This window comes from Brevundimonas sp. Bb-A, assembly GCF_009394735.1.
Classification (GTDB): domain Bacteria; phylum Pseudomonadota; class Alphaproteobacteria; order Caulobacterales; family Caulobacteraceae; genus Brevundimonas; species Brevundimonas aurantiaca.
On the sequence record NZ_CP045456.1, the window covers coordinates 625,757 to 643,831 of the forward strand.

Consider the following 18,075-nt stretch of genomic DNA (forward strand, 5'->3'; position numbering starts at 1 on the left):
GCGGGGGCCAAGCCTCGCCATTGTCTGTCCATGCCCACGCCCAAGACCATCCTGATCATCGATGACGACGACGACCTGCGCGAGGCCTTGGCCGAGCAGTTGAATCTGCACGAAGAGTTCAAGACCCAGCAGGCCTCGACCGCAGCGGACGGCGTCCGTATGGGGCGCGAGATCCGTGCAGACCTGATCCTGCTGGACGTCGACCTGCCCGATATGGACGGCCGCGAGGCCTGCCGCCTGCTGCGCAAGGACGGGGTCTCCACCCCGGTCATCATGCTGACCGCCCAGTCCGCCGACGCCGACGCCATCCTGGGCCTCGACGCAGGCGCCAACGACTATGTCACCAAGCCCTTCCGGTTCGCGGTCCTGCTGGCTCGCATCCGCGCCCATCTGCGCAGCCACGAACAGTCGGAAGACGCCGTCTTCTCCATCGGCCCCTATGAGTTCCGGCCCGCCGCCAAGGTTCTGATGGACGCCAAGGGCAAGAAGGTGCGGCTGACGGAAAAAGAAACGAACATCCTGAAGTATCTCTACCGCGCCGGCGCCAAGCCCGTGTCGCGCGAGGAGCTGCTGACCGAGGTCTGGGGCTATAACGCCGGCGTCACCACCCACACCCTGGAAACCCACATCTATCGCCTGCGCCAGAAGATCGAGCCAGAGCCGGGCCAGGCCAGGCTTCTGCTGACCGACGCGGGCGGTTATCGGCTGCAGCCCTGAGGGGTTCCGAAAAAGGCGTCGCTACACTGGGCGCGCCGGTTCTCTGTCAGGAAGCGTTTTTCGCCCTTCCTCCTTTCCCACCGTGAATACCGGAAGGAAGATCTGGACCAGCGGGCCGATGGCGAGGGCGTAGAGGATCGTCCCGACCCCGACCGAGCCGCCCAGGGCCCAGCCGGCGACGACGACAGTCAGTTCGATGGCGGTCCGCACGACCTTGATCGGCCAGCCGGTGCGGGCGACCAGACCTGTCATCAGGCCGTCGCGCGGTCCTGGACCCAGGCCCGCCCCGATATAGGCGCCGCTCGCCACGCCATTCAGCACGATCCCCGTCGCCAGGAACAGGCTCCGAACCGGTAGGACCGGGTCCGCCGGAATGTATCTCAGCGCCAGGCCGGCGACCGAGCCGATGACCAGAACATTGGCGATCGTGCCTATTCCCGGCTTCTGGCGCAGCGGAATCCACAGCAGCAGCACGGCCATACCGATCAGATTGACCACCATGCCGAAGCCGAGACCGGCCGCTTCGGCGAATCGTTCGAAAACGCCCTGGCTCAGGACGTCCCAAGGGTCGAGACCCAGATCCGCCCTGACGATCAGGGCGATGGACAGGCCGTAAAGGCTCAGGCCCAGGAAGAGTTGGATCAGGCGGCGGGTCATAACAGGTACTTCACCCGAACTGGCTTTGGAAAAAAGGTCCAGTTCTGCCATTCTGGCCCCATGTCCTCGCGTACTATCGGTACAGCCTCTCTGATCCGCCACCTGGGCGCTTGGCGCGCGCCAGGCGCTGGCCCGGCCTACCGTCAGTTGGCCGGAGCGGTCAGACTTTTGATCCTGGACGGACGGCTTCCTCTGGCGGCGCGACTGCCGGGCGAGCGCGAAGCGGCGCAGGCGCTGGGTTTGAGCCGTACGACCGTATCGGCCGCCTATGGACGACTGCGGGATGACGGGTTTCTTACAGGGGGACGCGGCGCCTCGGCGCGGACCAGCCTGCCGGGTGAGGCGCCGACGGGCGGCTCGCGCGGCCTTACTGAAGCCAGAACCTCTTCCCGCGCGGACGAGGTCCTCGACCTGACCGCCGCCGTCCTGCCGGCCGATCCCAGCGTTCACGCCGCCTATGTCCGGGCTTTGGAGCGGCTGCCGACCCGTTTGCCGGGCCACGGCTATGAGGCCTCGGGGGTTGAGGCCCTGCGCGAGGCGGTGGCGGCCGCCTATCGGCGGCGCGGCTTGCCGACCTCGCCCGCCCAGATCCTGATCACCCACGGGGCTCACAATGGACTGGTTCATCTGCTGCGGCTGATGGTCAGGCCGGGTCAGCCGGTCGTCTTCGACCATCCCACCTATCCGCAGGCGCTGGACGCCATTCTCGCGGCCGGCGCGCGTCCCACGCCGGTCGCCCTGCCGGACGACGCCGGGGCGGGAGCGGGGACTGAGGGGTGGGATGTGGAGGGTCTGATCGCCGCCTGTCGGACCAGTGGCGCGCCCCTGGCCTATCTGGTCCTCGACCATCACAATCCCACCGGGCGGATGATGCGGGCGGCGGATCGGCTGCGGCTTCTGGCGGGGCTGAAAGGGTGCGAGACCCTGCTGGTGCTGGATGAGACCCTGGTGGAGCTGACCCTCAGCGGCCCGCCCGCCCTGACGGCCTCGGCGGTCGATGCGCCGCGTGTCGTGCGCCTGGGCTCCCTGTCCAAGAGCGTCTGGGGCGGGTTGCGCATCGGGTGGATTCGCGCGGACCGGGCGGTGATCCAGCGGCTCGCCCAAAGCCGCGCCAGTTTCGATCTGGGCGCGCCGATCCTGGAGCAGCTGGCGGCGGTCGAACTGCTGGGCGACGGCGGCGCCGGCCTGGCGGCGCGACGGCCTCTGCTGCGAGCGCGACGCGACCATCTGCGGATGCGGCTGGCGGAACGGCTGCCGCTGTGGGCCTGTCCCCGGCCGGCGGGCGGCCTTTCCGTCTGGGCGCAACTGCCGGCGCCGATCAGCTCGGCCCTGGTGGTCCAGGCGGCCGAGCGCGGCTTGAGATTGGCGTCCGGTCCGCGCTTCGGCGTGGACGGCGCCTTCGAACATCGGCTGCGGCTGCCCTACACTCTGCCGGAGCCTGTTTTGGACGTGGCGGTCGAGCGATTGGCTCAGGCGGCCGAGGCGCTGGAGCGCAAGACACGGCCGGTTTCCGCGCCCCCGCCCCGTCGCGTCGCCGTCTATTGAAGGCGCGGTTCGCCTATCCGGAAACGATAGAGGGCGGCGGATTTGCTCCGCCGCCCTCCTGAGCGTCAATCGACTGGGTCGTAGGATCAGAAGGTGGCGTTGACGCTGACCTGGAAGATCCGACCGGTTTCCAGATAGCCGCCCTTGCGGTCGGGCGAGACATAGCGTTCGCCCGCCCCGACGGTCGACCAGCGGGTCGGTTCGTCGGTCAGGTTGCGGACCGCAGCCCCCACTTCCAGTCCCGGCGCCAGGGTCAAGGCCACGCCCAGGTTCAGCTCCTTGGACGGCTGGATGTAGATGTCGGGCTGGCTGTCCTGAACCGTGTCCAGGCGACGACCGGTGTAGTTGTACCAGAGGCTGGCCCGCAGCGACCCATGCTCATAGCCGGCCTCCAGATTGTACATCAGCTCGGGCGCCTGGGGCAGGTCGCTCTTGCGGATGTCGGTCGAGGAGAGGCGGTATTCGGCCTCCGTCTGCTGATAGGTCAGGTTCCCGCCCAGCGACAAGCCGTCCATCCAGCCGTCGACCGGCAGGACATAACGACCGCCCATTTCGATCCCGGTGGCGGAGCCGCCCAGGCCGTTGAACGGCTTGATCAGGATGACGCCATCGCTGGTCTTGCTCGTGCCCGTCCGCAGGGCGGTCGGCACGACGATATTGTCCAGATCCTTGTGGTAGACGGCCAGTTGCAGGTTGGAGCCGACGGCGTACCATTCCAGACCCAGGTCATAGCTCCAGCCCTCAACCGGTTTCAGATCGGGGTTGGGCTGGCTGATGCTGATGACGGCGTTGGTGACGGGGTCGCGGCTGACGGTGGTCGGACCCGCCAGCTGGCTGCCCGCGGGCCGGCTGTAGCTGGAACGCGCGGCCGCCCGCACCACCAGGGCGTCGCTGGGACGCCAGGCGGCGATGACGCTGGGATCGACATGGTCGTAATCCCGATCTGCGGTCGCGAAACGGGCGCCGTCGGCGTCCTTCACGAAGAAGCGGGCTTCGAAGTGGTTGTCCTCGTAGCGGACCCCCGGCGTGATCTCCAGGGCGCCGCCGGCCAGTTTCAGGGTGGCGGCGGCGAAGGCGGCCGTCCGGTCTTCCCGGCTGTCCGACAGGCCCTGGTTCAGCTTCTCTTGCGAAACCACCACGGTCGAGCCGTACAGATCGCGTTCGTTTTCGACGAAGCGGCGATCGACCAGCTTCACCGGGCGCACCGTGCCGTGGTCCATGAAGTCGGTGATCAGGCGGCCGGGCGTCGCGCCGATCGACGGGCCGTCCACGGTTCCAGCCTGCAAGGACGTGCGGAAACGGTAGCGGGTGTCGTCCGGGGCCAGGCTGCGGCCGTCCTGATCGGCCGTCTCGTACAAGCCGCCGACCGAGGCGCTGGCGAGCACGCCGGAACCGGCCCAGGTCAGGTCGCCCTTCACCGTCTTCTTCACCTCCGACAGATAGCCGTAGCCCTGCTGGACATAGATCTGGCTGGGACGGTCCTGGCTGGCGACATAGGCGGTCGCGCCGGCCGACAGCACCGGCATGGGCCAGCGAGGGTCCGACAGGTCCAGCTTCAGCCCTTCGGTCGAGGCGCCGGTATTGCCCGTCGCGCCGTTATAGGCGACGCCTCGCCAGGCGGCCTCGATCGTATTGGGCGAGTCCAGACGGCCGTCGGCATAGGCGGCTTCCAGCGAGGCGGTGAAGTCGCCGAAGCGCAGCTTGCCCCCCGTCTGGACCGACAGCAGCTCCTGTTCGACGTCCTCGACGCGGAAATAGTTGGCCGGATTGATGCCGTAGGGCGTGTAGTCGCCGGCGGCGTTGTAGTTGGCGCCGCCCGGATTGGGATTGGTCTGGCCCGAGGTCCGCTCGCTGCGAAGCCCCGTCTGGTTCATCGTATTGGTGTTGGTGTAGGTCGCATAGTTGACCCGGGCGAACAGGTCCAAGGGCTGGGTGCGATAGTCCAGAGAGGCCGTGGCGCCGTAGCGTTCCACCGTGGAGTTGAAGAAGTTCCACTGAAGACCGTCCGCCGACAGGGCGTTCTCATTCTCGCGGGCCGAGCCGACATTGGCCCTGGAAGTCTTGTAGTCGTTCTGAACAGCGACGCTTTCGGCGGCGCTGTCCTTCTGCTCGTAATAGGCGGAAGCATAGACGCCCAGGCGACCGTCGGCGAAGCGACGCGCCATGTCCACGCCGACTGCGCCGCCCAGGCTGTCCTGACCGCGATCCTGGGCCAGTTCGGCCATCTGGCCGACGGCGCGCAGGCGCAGCATCTGGTCACCGAAGTCGAAGGCGGTCGGCGTGACCAGATTGACGATACCGGCGATGGCGTCGGCGTCGAGCGTCGCATCCGGCGTCTTTTCGATGCCGATGGTCTGGATGGCGAAGGGGCTGAACAGGTTCAGCGAGATCGAGCGGCCGCCGGCCGTCTGGGGCAGGCGCAGGCCGTCCAGCGTATAGGCGTTGAAGCTGGTGTCGAAGCCGCGGATGGCGACGTATTGGGCTTCGCCGGTGGCCGACTGGTTGCGGCCCTGGTCCTGACTGACCGACACGCCGGGCAGGCGCTTGGCCAGGTCGGCGATGGTGGTTTGGGGTTCAGGCTGACGTCGCCGACGGCGACGGCGTCCACGACGCCGGTCGCCTGGCGTTCCTCGACCAGAACCGTCTGGGCGCGCCGGGCGCCGGTCACGACGATCTCTTGCAAGGTGGCTGGGCCGGTAGCGGTCTCGGACTGGGCCCAGGCCGAACCGCCGGCGCAGAGCGCGGCGAGGCTGCAGGAAACGCCGAGAAGGGCGCGCCGAGTGGACGAACCTGAAATGGTCATTGGAAATCCGATTAATGAGGCCGCGCCCCCATGGGCGGCGCGGGCTCCTTAGTGCGGGTCAATGACAGGCTGCCTAAAGCTATGCGCCTGAAAGGCTAAGCTTGTGCGACGCTTGTGGGACAGTTGTCGGGGTCAGACGGACAAATCGACCGTCACCGGCGCATGGTCGGACGGCCGGTCCCACTCGCGGACGTCATCATGAATCCGGGCCGTGTCCTTGATGACGGCCGGGGTCAGGCCGGGCGAGGTCCAGATATGATCCAGGCGCAGGCCGCGGTTCGACTTGCGGAAGTCGGCGGCTCGATAACTCCACCAGCTGGCCAGCTTCTGCGGTTCGGGGAAACGGTCGCGCAGCACGTCGGCGAAGCCGCCTGTGGCCTGAAGTCGGTTCAGCACCTCCACCTCGATCGGCGTGTGGCTGACGATCTTGGACATGTAGCGGTGGTTCCACACGTCGCCCTCGCCCGGTGCGATGTTGAAATCGCCGGCCATGACCAGGGGGCGAGACCGATCCTGTCGGGCGACGATCTCGGTCAGCTGTTCGTAGAAGTCGAGCTTGTGATCGAACTTGGGGTTCAGCGTCCGGTCGGGCACGTCGCCGCCGGCGGGAATGTAGAAGTTCTGAACGTCGATCCCGGCGACCCGGGCCGAGACGCAACGGGCGTGGCCCAGTTTGCAGACCTGGAAGGTCTCGCTGTCCTCAAGCGGCAGGCGGCTGGCGATCGCCACCCCGTGCCAACCCTTCTGGCCGGCGACACGCATATGAGGCAGGCCCATCTCTTCGAAGGCGGCGCGCGGGAACTGATCCGTCGTGCATTTGATCTCTTGCAGCATCAGAACGTCGGGAGCCCGTTCGGCGACGAACCGGGCGACCTGATCGATGCGCAGGCGGACGGAGTTGATGTTCCAGGTGGCGAGGCGAAGGGTCATGCTTCGCTTTAACAGGCCGCGCTCCGGAAGAACCACCCAGAAAAAAGGCCCGGCCTCTGCGGGCCGGGCCGATCCAGTTTCGTCTCTCTCGCCGCCGGGGAGGGGGATGCATCCGGGCGGTAGAGCGGCCGCCGCCGCTCTGTGTTCTAGATGTCACGACCGAAGGAAAAGGTCAAATTGTCACATTTCTCGCTTGGCCGTGATTCTCCGGCAACGGACGGATACCGGTGATTCGCGACTTCCGCTCTTACAGGCGCTAGTTCCGACCGGGTCGGCGGGTAGGGTCTCGCAGTTGGAACAGGCTGGCCGCCAAGCCGGAGGCAGGCTGAAGCGAGGTCAGCTGAGTGCGGGTCCGCGATCCCTGGGCGTCGGAAATGGTCCATTCGTGCAGGCGGATCGGATCACCGGCGAAGGCCAGAACCACCTGGCCGTCGTTGGGCCGATTGGCGTCGCGGGCGGTGATGGCGAAGGCGCCGGACTGCATCCGCGTGACGCGGTCGATCCGGACGCCCTGGTCCAGCCGCACATTGCGCGCAAGGAAGGTCGAAAGGGGCGTCCGTCCCAGCGGCACCTGCTGGAAATTGTTCAGCCGCGGATCATAGCGTTTGACGTTGTAGCCGTCCGACACGACCAGCAGACCGGCCGGATTGGTGTATTCGAACCGCATCTTGCCGGGGCGCTGCAGATAGAAGCGGCCCTCGCGGCGCTGTCCGCCCGGACCCGTCTCGACGAACGTGCCCTGGGCCGAGGTCAAGCCTTGGAGATAGGTCTGGGCCCTTTGAACCACCGCCCGATCCTCGGCCGATAGATTGGATTGGGCCTGGGCCGCGTCGAACATCCCCAGGGCGGCCAAGCCCGTCACAAGTCCGGCGCCCAGCAGCAGGGCGCGGCGTTGGGAATCGACGGCGGCGCCGATCTGGGCGGCGAGGCTCTCGGCGACGGCGGTGGTGGTCATGAAGTCAGTCTCCCGTTCGGGATGGTCAGCGATGCCGCCGTCTTGCCCGATCGGCTTGGCGTCGGAATGACGCGAGCCTGACCATATTCCGGCGCTCCGATGAAGCCCTGTTCATCGAAATGCTGAAGCTTGGACGCGACGGCGGGTCAGACAACGGCTGGAAGGCGCAGCCGTTCCTCGGCTTGGCTCACACCATCGGCGGCGGGCCGGCCAGGACATCGCGCTTGCCGGCGTGGTTGGCGGGGCTGACCACGCCTTCCTGCTCCATTCGTTCGATCAGGGAGGCGGCGCGGTTGTAGCCGATCTGCAGACGACGCTGGACGTAGGAGGTCGAGGCCTTGCGGTCGCGGGTCACGACGGCGACGGCCCGGTCGTACAGATCGTCGCCCCCGCTCCCATTTGGGCCGCCGTTTCCGCCCTCGTCGAAGCCGCCGTCCCCGTCGCCGTCCGGTTCGTCGGTGATCAGGTCCAGATAGTCGGGCTCGGCCTGGGCCTTCAGGTGTTTGCAGACGTCCTCGACCTCCTTGTCGTCGACGAAGGGGCCGTGCAGGCGGGTGATGCGGCCGCCGCCGGCCATATAGAGCATGTCGCCCTGGCCCAGCAGCTGTTCGCCGCCCTGTTCGCCCAGGATGGTCCGGCTGTCGATCTTGGAGGTGACCTGGAAGGAGATCCGGGTCGGGAAGTTGGCCTTGATGGTGCCGGTGATGACGTCGACCGACGGGCGTTGGGTCGCCATGATCAGGTGGATGCCGGCGGCGCGGGCCATCTGGGCCAGGCGCTGGACGGCGCCTTCCACATCCTTGCCGGCGACCAGCATCAGGTCGGCCATCTCGTCCATGACCACCACCAGATAGGGCATGGGTTCGGGGCGGATCTTCTCGGATTCGTAGACGGGGCGGCCCTGGTCGTCGAAGCCGGTCTGGACCGTGCGCTCGAAATGTTCGCCCTTGGCTTGAGCTTCGCGGGCGCGCTCGTTGTAGCTGGCGACGTTTCGCACGCCCAGTTTGGACATGCGGCGATAGCGGTCCTCCATCTCGCGCACCGTCCATTTCAGGGCGACGACCGCCTTCTTCGGATCGGTGACGACGGGGGCCAGCAGGTGCGGGATGCCGTCATAGACCGACAGTTCCAGCATCTTGGGGTCGATCATGATGAAGCGGCACTCGGCCGGGCTGTGACGATACAGGATCGACAGGATCATGGCGTTGACCCCGACCGACTTGCCCGAGCCGGTGGTGCCGGCGATCAAGAGGTGGGGCATGCGGGCCAGGTCGGCGACATAGGGCTCGCCGCCGATGGTCTCGCCCAGCGCCAGAGGCAGCAGGTGGCCCTTCTTGTCGTATTCGGCGCTGGACAGAAGGTCGCGCAGATAGACGGTCTCGCGCTTGGCGTTGGGCAGTTCGATGCCGATGGCGTTCCTGCCCTGAACCACCGAAATCCGGCAGGCGCGGGCGGACATGGAGCGGGCGATGTCGTCGGCCAGGGCGACCACGCGGCCGTGTTTCACGCCGGGGGCGGGGACCAGCTCGTACAGGGTGACCACGGGGCCGGGGCGGATCTGGTCGATCACGCCGCGCACGCCGAATTCCTGCAGCACGCCTTCCAGCATCTTGGCGTTCTGCTTCAGGGAGTCCTCATCCACCGAACCGACGCGCTGGGCGGGCTTGGTGAGGATGCCCAGCGGCGGCAGGTCGAAGGCGCCTTCGGGACGGTCGAAGACGAAGGCCTGCTGGTCGACGTCTTCCTTGCGCGGCTTGGGCGCCTTGACCGCGGCGACGCGGGGTTCGACCGCTCGCGGCGCGGCGCGGGCGGCGGGGGCGGGCTCCTCCTCCCAGGGCGGCAGGTCGTCATAGGCCGTCTGGGGACCGTCGGCGTCCTGATCCGGCGCGACGGCGGCGTCCGGGGCGGGGGCGGGCGTGCGAACCTCGGGCTTGGGCGCCGCCTTTTCGCGTGCGGGGGCGCGCGGCTTTTTGGCAGCGACGGCAGGCGGGGGCGCGGCGGGGGCGCGCAGCGAGCGGCCCCAGTGCAGGGCGTCGATGAAGTCCATGGCGCGCAAGCCGATGGCGAAGCCCGTCAGCCACAGGCCGCCGCCCAGGAACAGCAATCCGGCGATGATCCGCCCGCCGGGAATCCTCAGGGCGGCCAGGCCCTGGGCGGTCAGGCCGGTGAAGGCGTCGCCCCACAGACCGCCCAGGCCGGCGGCTAAGGGCCAGGCGGCGGGGGCGGCCAGGGCCGCGAGGGCCCCGGACAACAGCAGGGTTCCGGCCGTGGCCGACAGGGCCTTGATCGGGCTGGGTTTCAGACGTTGCTGGATGGCGTCGCCGATGGCGCGGGCCAGGCCGAAGGCGATCGCCAGCAGGGCGGCGGGCCAGGCGGCCAGGCCCAGGGACTGCATGAACAGGTCCGCAAACAGGGCGCCGTTCGCCCCCAGCCAGTTGGTGGTCGGCAGGCTGGAGGCGGCGTTCAGACTGGCGTCCGCCGGATTCCAGGAGATCAGGGCGATCAGCAGCAGGGTCGCCAGCAGGGCCTGAAGCACACCCCGGAAACGCACGACAAAGGGCGCCTCCCAAAGGATGCGGGCGCTGATCCAGGCCTGGCGGCCGACGGCGAGGGCGGTGGACATGAAAGGCGAGACCTTCCGGGCGGCTGACGTTCGACCCGCCTTGTCGCATCCCCAGGGTTAAGGGCTCATTTACCAGGCGCCGGAGACAAACCGTCCTCTGGACCTTTTGAGCGTGCGGCGCGACAAGCCTGCCATGGCAGAGACCGAACGCTACGACATCATCATCGCCGGCGCGGGCCTGGCCGGGGCGAGTTTCGCCCTGGCGGCGGCGCAGGGCGGGCTGAAGGTGGTGCTGGTCGATCCCCAGCCGTTCAGCGCCCAGCTGGCGCCCAGCTTCGACGGGCGTTCGACCGCGATCGCCTTTTCGACCTTCCGAATGTTGGACGCCCTGGGCCTGGGCGAGACCCTGCGGCCGCACGCCTGCCGGATGGATCACATTCTCGTCACGGACGGCCGTCGGCCGGGCGCGGCCAGCAAGTCGCCCTCGCCGGCCTTCCTGCGCTTCGACGCCGAGGAGATCGGCGGGCGGACCGGGGGCGAGCCCCTGGGCTATATGGTCGAGAACCGGCGGATCCGGGCGGCCCTGGCCGAGGCGGTGACGGCGGCGGGGATCGAGGTGCGGGCGCCGGCCTCGGTCGTCTCGGTCGAGCGGGATGCGGGCAAGGCGACCGTGACCCTGGCCGACGGCTCGATCCTGACCGCCGCCCTGGTGGTGGGGGCGGAAGGGCGCGGCTCGACCGTGCGCCGCGCCGCCGGGATCGAGACGGTCGGCTGGGCCTATGGCCAGAGCGGGGTGGTGGCCACGGTCCGGCTGGGCCGCGACCACGGCAATGTCGCCCACGAATATTTCCTGCCCAGCGGCCCCTTCGCCATCCTGCCCCTGACGGACCAGCGGGCCAGCCTGGTCTGGACCGAGACGACCCGGCGGGCCGAGGCCCTGCGCGACGCCTCGGACGCGGCCTTCCAGTCGCATCTGATGCGGCGGTTCGGGGCCTTTCTGGACGGGATTTCGGTCGAGGGGCCGCGCTTCGTCTATCCGCTGTCGCTCAGCCTGGCCGAAAAACTGGTCGCGCCGCGTCTCGCCCTGATCGGCGACGCCGCCCACGGAGTGCATCCGGTGGCGGGCCAGGGTCTGAACATGGGGCTGAAGGACGCCGCCGCCTTAGCCGAGGTTCTTGCCGAGGCCGCGCGACTGGGCGAGGATCTGGGGGCCGAGACGGTTCTGGAGTGTTACGCCCGCTGGCGCCGGTTCGACAACGCCGCCCTGGCGGCAGGTTTCGACGCCTTCGTGCGGCTGTTCTCCAACGACATCGGCCCGGTCCGGCTGATGCGGGATCTGGGCATGGCGGCGGTGAACCGGATCGGGCCGCTGCGCCGGGCCTTCATGCAGGAGGCGGGCGGGGCGACCGGCGACCTGCCGCGGCTGCTGCGCGGCGAACCGGTCTAGTTCAACCGCATTCGAACGCGCTCGAAGGTCGTCGATCGACGCGCTTCTTCGACGCCGTCCAGGCCGCGAGCCCGCGACAGGGCCTCCAGTGAACCGGTCAGCGCGCCCTGTTTCTCGCGGGCGGCGGCGACGTCCAGCCAGGGCCGGTGGTCTTCCGGGTCCAGCAGGGCCCGGCGCAGGGCCGAGCGTTCGGCCGCCTCATAGTCGTGGCTGCGGATGGCGCGGCTGAACAGCAGGTTCTGCAGCCGGATCAAGGCCTGACGATCGCTGACCGGGGCCATCAACAGGTCCAGCCGGTCGGCGACGTGCGGCGTCAGACCGGCCCGAAGCGCCCGCCGGGTCAGTTCGCTGGGCAGGACCAGCCGACCCTGGCTGAAGGGATCGAGCGCCACCGGACCCTCGGCCGTCTCGACCCGGACCAGGAAATGGCCGGGGAAGTCCACCCCCGCCGCCTTCAGCCCCGCCGCACGGGCGGCGTGGAGATAGAAGACCGCCAGGGCGGCGGATAGGCCGCGGCGGCGCTCGGCCACCTCGATCAGATCCGTGTTGGCGGGATGGTCGTAATGGAGCAGGTCGCCGTTCAGACGCAGGTCGGCGGCCATGGTTTCCGACAGGGCCTCTTCCGGGCTTTCGCCCCCGAGCCGCTCCTTCAGCCTTTCGCAGGCGCTGCGGGCCAGGGTGCGGACGGGTTGGGGGTCACGGAAGGGATGATCGTGGATGGCGCAGGCGATCGCCGCCTCCAGCAGGGGGAAGCCCTCGTCGCCGCCGTCACCGGCCGACGTCAGGATGGCCTCGGCCTCTTCCCGGGTCATGCGATCCCTTCAGTTCCCGCGCCTCTGAACGCCGCGAAGATGACGCGGAAATCGACCGGGAGCCAGCGCCACCATATCAATTCTCAATTCAAGTGGTTGCAGGGCCGGGCGATTGCGCCGGACCGCCTCGCCCGCTGCAACCAGCCGATCATGCTGGGTGGGCTTCAGCGCCAGGACGGCGAGGTCGAGCCGGGCGCGGCGCTTGACCTCCACCACGGCAAGGGTTCGCCCGCGACGGGCCAGCAGGTCGATCTCGCCGGAGCGGGTCTTCAGCCGAAACCCCAGAATCTGATAGCCCTTCAGCATCAGCCAGAGGGCGGCGATCCATTCCGCCGCATGACCGGCCTTGAAGGCGGCGCCCCCCTTGGCCTGACGCCAGGCCGCCTTCGGACGTCGCTCCGGCGTCGGGCGGGGCAGGCGGGGGCTCACTTGCCCTGAAGCTCCAGGGCGCGGCGGTACAGGGACTTGCGGTTCAGGCCCAGGGCGCGGGCGACTTCCGAGGCGGCTTCTCCGGTCGAAAGCCGGGTCAGGGCGTCGGTCAGGGCCGCGTCGGCGTCCGCCTGGGTCGCTTCTTCCGCTTCGCCGGGGCCGATGACCACGACGATCTCGCCCTTGGGCGCATCCAGTCGGGGATCGACCGCCAGTTCGTTCAGCGAGCCCCGCACGCATTCTTCGTACAGCTTGGTCAATTCACGCGCCACGGCGGCCGGGCGAGGGCCGAGAACCGCCGCCATGTCGGTCAGGCTGTCGCGCAGGCGCGGCCCGCTTTCGAAGAAGACCAGGGTCTGGCGCTGGCCTTTCAGCCCTTCCAGGGCGGCGGTCCGCCCGGCGGTCTTGGGCGGCAGGAAGCCGGCGAACAGGACGCGGTCAGCGGGCAGGCCGGCGATGCACAGGGCGGCCAGCAGGCTGGACGGGCCGGGAATGGGGTGGACCGGCAGGCCCTCGGCGATGACGGCGCGGGCGACGACGAAGCCGGGATCGGACACCAGGGGCGTGCCGGCGTCGGAGACCAAGGCCACCACCTCGCCGCTCCGGAGGCGCTCGATCGCCTGTTCGGCCGCACGACCGGAAGCGTGGTCGTCGCAGCGTTCCAGCTTCGCCTTCAGTCCATAGGCGGACAGGAGTTTGGCGGTGACGCGGGTGTCCTCGGCCAGGACCAGGTCGGCGGCGGCCAACACGTCCAGCGCCCTGAGCGTCATGTCGCGCAGGTTCCCGATCGGCGTCGCCACCAGATAGAGACCCGGCTCCACCCGCCGGGGCGGGGGGGCGGCGGGGGGGAAGAGGCCGGGTTCGCTCATGATCAGACGGTGGGGGGCACCGCCGTGCTCGGCTTTTCGACCACGGCGGCGGGCGGACGCGGCGCCGAGGTCAGGCCCGAGCCCTGGAAGGCGGGGCCGGCGTCATAGGCGGCGAAGGTGGCGGCGGTGATGATCTCGCTGACCGAAGCGCCCAGGGAGACGATCTGGACCGGCTTCTCCAGCCCGACCAGCAGCGGTCCGATGACGGTCGCGCCGCCCAAGGCCTGGACCAGCTTGGTCGAGATGGCGGCCGAGTGGATGGCCGGCATGACCAGGACGTTGGCCGGCTTGGTCAGGCGGTTGAAGGCGTAGGCGGGATGGCCCTTCGGATCCAGGGCGACCTCGGGGGGCATTTCGCCCTCGTATTCGAAGTCGACGCCCTTCTTGTCCAGGATGCGGATCGCCTCGCGAACCTTTTCGGCCCGGTCGCCGGGCGGATTGCCGAAGGTGGAATAGCTGAGGAAGGCCGCGCGCGGATTGCGACCGAGCTTGCGCACCGTCTCGGCGGCCTTGATCGCGATGTCCGCCAGCTCAGCGGCGTCCGGCAGTTCGTGGATGGTGGTGTCGGCGACGAACAGGGTCCGGCCCTTGGCCAGCAGGATCGACAGGCCGATCAGGGTGTCGTCCACGTCCAGGACGCGCTGGACCTCTTTCAGGGCCATGTTGAAGTTGCGGGTGACGCCGGCGACCATGGCGTCGGCCCGGCCCTTGGCGACCAGGGTGGCGGCGAAATAGTTGCGGTCCTGGTTGATCATCCGCTGAACGTCGCGGCGCAGATAGCCGCGACGCTGCAGCTTCTCGTACAGCCAGTCGGTGTCCTCGACATTGTGGCCGGAGACGCGGGCGTTGGTGATCTCTATGCCCAGATCGTCGAAATTCAGCCCGGCCTCGGCGGCGTTCTGGCGGATCAGATCCTCGCGTCCGACCAGGATGGGGGTGCCCAGATCGGCCTGTTTGAAGCCCCAGGCGGCGCGGATGACGGCCGGCTCCTCGCCCTCGGCGAAAACGATGCGCTTGTTGGGTCCGCCGCGCACGGCCGAGTTGATCTTCTGCATCAGGGCGGCGGACGGATCGACGCGCGAGCGCAGGGCGTTGCGATAGGCGTCCATGTCGTCGATCTGGACGCGGGCCACGCCCGAATCCATCGCCGCCTGGGCGACGAAGGGCGGGATGTACCAGATCAGCCGGGGATCAAAGGGGGTCGGGATAATGTAGTCCGGGCCGAACTTCAGCTTGCGGCCGCGATAGGCGGCGGCGACCTCGTCCGGCACGTCCTCGCGCGCCAGGGCGGCCAGGGCCTGGGCGCAGGCCACCTTCATCTCATGGTTCACCCGGCGCGCCCGCACGTCCAGGGCGCCCCGGAACAGATAGGGGAAGGCCAGGACGTTGTTGACCTGGTTCACATAGTCCGAGCGGCCGGTGGCGATGATGGCGTCCGACCGGACCGACTTGACGTCTTCCGGCGTGATCTCGGGATCGGGGTTGGCCATGGCGAAGATGATCGGATTGGGGGCCATGGAGGCCACCATCTCCTTGGTGATCGCGCCCTTGGCGGACAGGCCCAGCACCACGTCGGCGCCGACCATGGCCTCGGCCAGGGTGCGGTGGGGCGTGTCGGTCGCATGGGCGGCCTTCCACTGGTCCATGCCGTGTTCGCGGCCCTTGTAGACGACGCCCTCCTTGTCGCAGATGACCGTGTTCTCGGCCTTGACCCCGGCCGCCTTCATCAGGGCGATGGACGACAGGCCGGCGGCGCCGGCGCCGGCCAGAACCACCTTGACCTCGTCCAGCCGCTTGCCGGCGACATGACAGGCGTTGATCAGGCCGGCGGTGGAGATGATGGCGGTGCCGTGCTGGTCGTCATGGAAGACGGGGATGTCCAGCAGGTCCTGAAGTTCGCTCTCGATGACGAAACATTCGGGGGACTTGATGTCCTCCAGATTGATGCCGCCCCAGGTGTCGCCGATGTTCTTCACCACGGTGATGAACTCGTCCGGATCGGTGGTCTTCACCTGGACGTCGAAGCTGTCCACATCGGCGAAGCGTTTGAACAGGACCGACTTGCCCTCCATCACCGGCTTGGAGGCCATGTGGCCCAGATTGCCCAGGCCCAGAATGGCGGTGCCGTTCGAGATGACGGCGACCAGATTGCCCTTGGAGGTGTATTCGTAAGCCTTGTCCGCATCCTGGGCGATGGCCAGGACCGGCACGGCCACGCCCGGCGAATAGGCCAGCGACAGGTCGCGCTGGGTCGCCATCGGCTTGGTCGGGGCCATCGAGATCTTCCCCGGCGTGGGGATGCGGTGGAAATCCAGCGCCTCCTGGTCGGAGAAGGTCTGTTTTTCTGTCAGATCGGGCATCGGGACGTCCAGGGTTCGGCGCGGCTGTAACCGTTCGTGTCCTAGAGCTTGGGAAGGGCCGCGCCAAGTCTTGACGCCCCGGAAGGTTCACAGACGCGCGCGCAAGTTTCCCTTCGCGTCAGCGTCAACCACCGGGCTTTCAGAAGGTCAGCGCGCCCGTGCGTTCGACCTCGACCGGGCCGGTCATCAGCACATGGTCCGTCGCCGGATCCCAGTCGATCGTCAGCTCGCCGCCGTCGACGACTACGGTGGCCTTGCGGTCGGTCAGGCCGCGCCGGACCGCCGCCACCTGGGCTGCGCAGGCGCCGGTGCCGCAGGCCTTGGTCAGGCCGGCGCCCCGCTCCCAGACCCGAAGCCGGATGTGGCCGCGGTCCAGCACATGGGCGAAGCCGACATTGACCCCTTCTGGGAACAGGGGGTGGTGTTCGACCAGGGAGCCGGAGCCGGTCACAAAGGCGTCATCCTGCCGGTCGGTGAAGAAGACGACGTGCGGATTGCCCATGGAGACGGCGCCCGGCGTGTGCAGGATCGGCGCGTCGATGGGGCCGAGCTGAAGCTCGATGCCGCGGGTGTCCATCTCTTCGGCCAGGGGGACTTCGGTCCAGTCCAGCCGGGGCCGGCCCATATCGACCGTCACCCTGTGGTCGCCGGCGCGGGACGCCGTGGTCGGGCCTGCGGCGGTGTCGATGACGACCCGGTCGGAGCCCTTGGCCTCCATCAGCAGCCAGCCCACGCAGCGCAGGGCGTTGCCGCAGGTCTCGACCATGGAGCCGTCGGCGTTCCAGACCCGCATGAAGGCGTCTGCCGTGTCGGACGGTTCGATGGCGATCAGCTGGTCGAACCCTTCCCCCGAGGCGCGGTCGGCCAGGGTCGTGATCTGATCCTGCGTCGGCCGGAAGGGCGCGCCCAGGGCGTCGATAACGACGAAGTCGTTGCCGGCGCCGTTCATCTTGACGAAGGATCGGGTCATGGCCGGAATATAGGCCGGCTCCGGCCGTGAGGAAACGGCTCGGCTCTCGGAACCGTTGGACATGGACGGCGGTTCGCGATTGATTGGCCCGCTGCGGCCCGCCCCCTGACACGCGCCGCCGGATGAAAGGCGTCTGAGATCGAACTCGAACCGACGGTCGTTGAAGGCAAGCCCGACAGCCTGCGTCTGCGCGCCCGGCTGCGCTATCTGTATCACGGCAGCCAGCCGCCGGCGGTGCGGTTCCGACTGACCGTCATCGCCGTCGATTTCACCATCATCGCCTTCTTTTTGGCCTCGCCCATACTGAAGAACATGGGGTGGGCCTTCTATGTGCTGGACTATCTGATCGCCGCCCTGCTCGCGGCCGATCTGGCGGCGCGGGCTTATGCCTATTCGGACATTCGCGACTGGCTGAAGAAGCCGATCGTCTGGCTGGACCTGTTCGTCCTGGCGACCCTGCTGTTCCCGATCTGGCTGTTCAACCTGGGCTTCCTGCGGCTGCTGCGGCTGTGGACCCTGCTGAATTCGGACTTCTTCTGGCGGACCGTCGGCTCCCGCTATGACGATACGCGGGTGGAGGCGGTGGTGCGGGCCCTGTCCGGTCTCGTGACCTTCGTCTTCGTCGTGACCGGTTTCGTCTACGCCACCTTCCTGGGGCATGACGGGATCAGCGGCTATGTGGACGCCCTCTATTTCACCGTGGCGACCCTGACGACCACCGGCTTCGGCGACGTCACCCTGCCGGGGTCCGCAGGCCGGCTTCTGTCCATCGCCATCATGCTGGTGGGGATCACCCTGTTCCTGCGGCTGGCCCAGGCCATCATCAAGCCGCACAAGGTCCGCCACCCCTGCGACCGCTGCGGCCTTCAGACGCATGAACCGGACGCCGTCCACTGCAAGGCCTGCGGCAATCTGCTTTGCATTCCCGACGAGGGCTGAGCGAAGATGACAAAACCGTAAGGGTCGGCCGCCTCGCCTTGCCGCCGGGCGGGCCGTCGTTAAGGTGCCGGTCGTCATT

Annotated in this window: 14 protein-coding genes; 4 read left to right on the plus strand and 10 right to left on the minus strand. The window is 68.3% G+C overall.

Annotation, left to right across the window (positions count from 1 at the left end; genetic code table 11):
* Nucleotides 1–30 precede the first annotated feature (30 nt).
* On the plus strand, nt 31–717 hold the full coding sequence (locus BSP_RS03125; protein ID WP_054764424.1) for a response regulator transcription factor: 687 nt from the start codon (nt 31–33) through the stop codon (nt 715–717).
* A 21-nt stretch (nt 718–738) separates the two neighbouring features.
* Here BSP_RS03125 and BSP_RS03130 read toward each other — a convergent pair whose 3' ends face one another.
* On the minus strand, nt 739–1,374 hold the full coding sequence (locus tag BSP_RS03130) for a YitT family protein (RefSeq protein WP_152949268.1): 636 nt from the start codon (nt 1,372–1,374) through the stop codon (nt 739–741).
* 60 nt (nt 1,375–1,434) lie between these two features.
* On the opposite strand from BSP_RS03130, the gene BSP_RS03135 reads away from it, so the two are divergent.
* Nucleotides 1,435–2,919 (plus strand): PLP-dependent aminotransferase family protein, encoded by a 1,485-nt coding sequence (locus BSP_RS03135; protein ID WP_152949269.1) that lies wholly within the window; start codon nt 1,435–1,437, stop codon nt 2,917–2,919.
* Nucleotides 2,920–3,005: 86 nt separating this feature from the next.
* Here the strand turns inward: BSP_RS03135 and BSP_RS03140 are convergent, their stop codons facing one another.
* From BSP_RS03140 to BSP_RS03155, 4 genes are all read right to left on the minus strand, one after another.
* Nucleotides 3,006–5,738, minus strand: a complete 2,733-nt coding sequence (locus BSP_RS03140; RefSeq protein ID WP_152949270.1) for a TonB-dependent receptor — start codon at nt 5,736–5,738, stop codon at nt 3,006–3,008.
* A gap of 116 nt (nt 5,739–5,854) precedes the next feature.
* Nucleotides 5,855–6,652, minus strand: coding sequence for an exodeoxyribonuclease III (locus BSP_RS03145; protein WP_152949271.1), 798 nt, complete (start codon nt 6,650–6,652; stop codon nt 5,855–5,857).
* 256 nt (nt 6,653–6,908) lie between these two features.
* Nucleotides 6,909–7,607 (minus strand): outer membrane lipoprotein carrier protein LolA, encoded by a 699-nt coding sequence (locus BSP_RS03150; RefSeq protein ID WP_082382575.1) that lies wholly within the window; start codon nt 7,605–7,607, stop codon nt 6,909–6,911.
* 187 nt (nt 7,608–7,794) lie between these two features.
* Nucleotides 7,795–10,230, minus strand: coding sequence for a DNA translocase FtsK (locus tag BSP_RS03155; RefSeq protein WP_054764429.1), 2,436 nt, complete (start codon nt 10,228–10,230; stop codon nt 7,795–7,797).
* Between the two features lie 133 nt (nt 10,231–10,363).
* Between BSP_RS03155 and BSP_RS03160 the strand changes: the two genes are divergently transcribed.
* On the plus strand, nt 10,364–11,617 hold the full coding sequence (locus tag BSP_RS03160) for a UbiH/UbiF/VisC/COQ6 family ubiquinone biosynthesis hydroxylase (protein ID WP_152949272.1): 1,254 nt from the start codon (nt 10,364–10,366) through the stop codon (nt 11,615–11,617).
* Here the strand turns inward: BSP_RS03160 and BSP_RS03165 are convergent.
* From BSP_RS03165 to dapF, 5 genes are all read right to left on the minus strand, one after another.
* Complete coding sequence (locus BSP_RS03165; RefSeq protein ID WP_054764431.1) at nt 11,614–12,429, minus strand: SirB1 family protein; 816 nt, start codon at nt 12,427–12,429, stop codon at nt 11,614–11,616. The two genes, BSP_RS03160 and BSP_RS03165, sit on opposite strands and share 4 nt — an antisense overlap.
* A gap of 9 nt (nt 12,430–12,438) precedes the next feature.
* Nucleotides 12,439–12,858, minus strand: coding sequence for a YraN family protein (locus BSP_RS03170; protein WP_152949273.1), 420 nt, complete (start codon nt 12,856–12,858; stop codon nt 12,439–12,441).
* Nucleotides 12,855–13,727 carry a 16S rRNA (cytidine(1402)-2'-O)-methyltransferase gene (gene rsmI, locus BSP_RS03175; RefSeq protein ID WP_054764433.1) on the minus strand — a complete coding sequence of 291 codons (873 nt, stop codon included), beginning with the start codon at nt 13,725–13,727 and terminating at the stop codon, nt 12,855–12,857. Before rsmI ends, BSP_RS03170 begins: the two co-directional genes overlap by 4 nt.
* 2 nt (nt 13,728–13,729) lie before the next feature.
* Nucleotides 13,730–16,087 (minus strand): NADP-dependent malic enzyme, encoded by a 2,358-nt coding sequence (locus BSP_RS03180; RefSeq protein WP_152949274.1) that lies wholly within the window; start codon nt 16,085–16,087, stop codon nt 13,730–13,732.
* Between the two features lie 139 nt (nt 16,088–16,226).
* On the minus strand, nt 16,227–17,057 hold the full coding sequence (gene dapF / locus BSP_RS03185; protein WP_152951041.1) for a diaminopimelate epimerase: 831 nt from the start codon (nt 17,055–17,057) through the stop codon (nt 16,227–16,229).
* A gap of 138 nt (nt 17,058–17,195) precedes the next feature.
* On the opposite strand from dapF, the gene BSP_RS03190 reads away from it, so the two are divergent.
* On the plus strand, nt 17,196–17,996 hold the full coding sequence (locus BSP_RS03190; protein WP_152949275.1) for a potassium channel family protein: 801 nt from the start codon (nt 17,196–17,198) through the stop codon (nt 17,994–17,996).
* Nucleotides 17,997–18,075: the final 79 nt, after the last annotated feature.

What these genes read in the sequence shown, in the direction of transcription:
- BSP_RS03125 (WP_054764424.1), top strand. Translation starts at nt 31, where the DNA reads ATGCCCACGCCCAAGACCATCCTGATCATCGATGACGACGACGACCTG.
- BSP_RS03130 (WP_152949268.1), bottom strand. Translation starts at nt 1,374, where the DNA reads ATGACCCGCCGCCTGATCCAACTCTTCCTGGGCCTGAGCCTTTACGGC.
- BSP_RS03135 (WP_152949269.1), top strand. Translation starts at nt 1,435, where the DNA reads ATGTCCTCGCGTACTATCGGTACAGCCTCTCTGATCCGCCACCTGGGC.
- BSP_RS03145 (WP_152949271.1), bottom strand. Translation starts at nt 6,652, where the DNA reads ATGACCCTTCGCCTCGCCACCTGGAACATCAACTCCGTCCGCCTGCGC.
- BSP_RS03150 (WP_082382575.1), bottom strand. Translation starts at nt 7,607, where the DNA reads ATGACCACCACCGCCGTCGCCGAGAGCCTCGCCGCCCAGATCGGCGCC.
- BSP_RS03155 (WP_054764429.1), bottom strand. Translation starts at nt 10,230, where the DNA reads ATGTCCACCGCCCTCGCCGTCGGCCGCCAGGCCTGGATCAGCGCCCGC.
- BSP_RS03160 (WP_152949272.1), top strand. Translation starts at nt 10,364, where the DNA reads ATGGCAGAGACCGAACGCTACGACATCATCATCGCCGGCGCGGGCCTG.
- BSP_RS03165 (WP_054764431.1), bottom strand. Translation starts at nt 12,429, where the DNA reads ATGACCCGGGAAGAGGCCGAGGCCATCCTGACGTCGGCCGGTGACGGC.
- rsmI (WP_054764433.1), bottom strand. Translation starts at nt 13,727, where the DNA reads ATGAGCGAACCCGGCCTCTTCCCCCCCGCCGCCCCCCCGCCCCGGCGG.
- BSP_RS03180 (WP_152949274.1), bottom strand. Translation starts at nt 16,087, where the DNA reads ATGCCCGATCTGACAGAAAAACAGACCTTCTCCGACCAGGAGGCGCTG.
- dapF (WP_152951041.1), bottom strand. Translation starts at nt 17,057, where the DNA reads ATGACCCGATCCTTCGTCAAGATGAACGGCGCCGGCAACGACTTCGTC.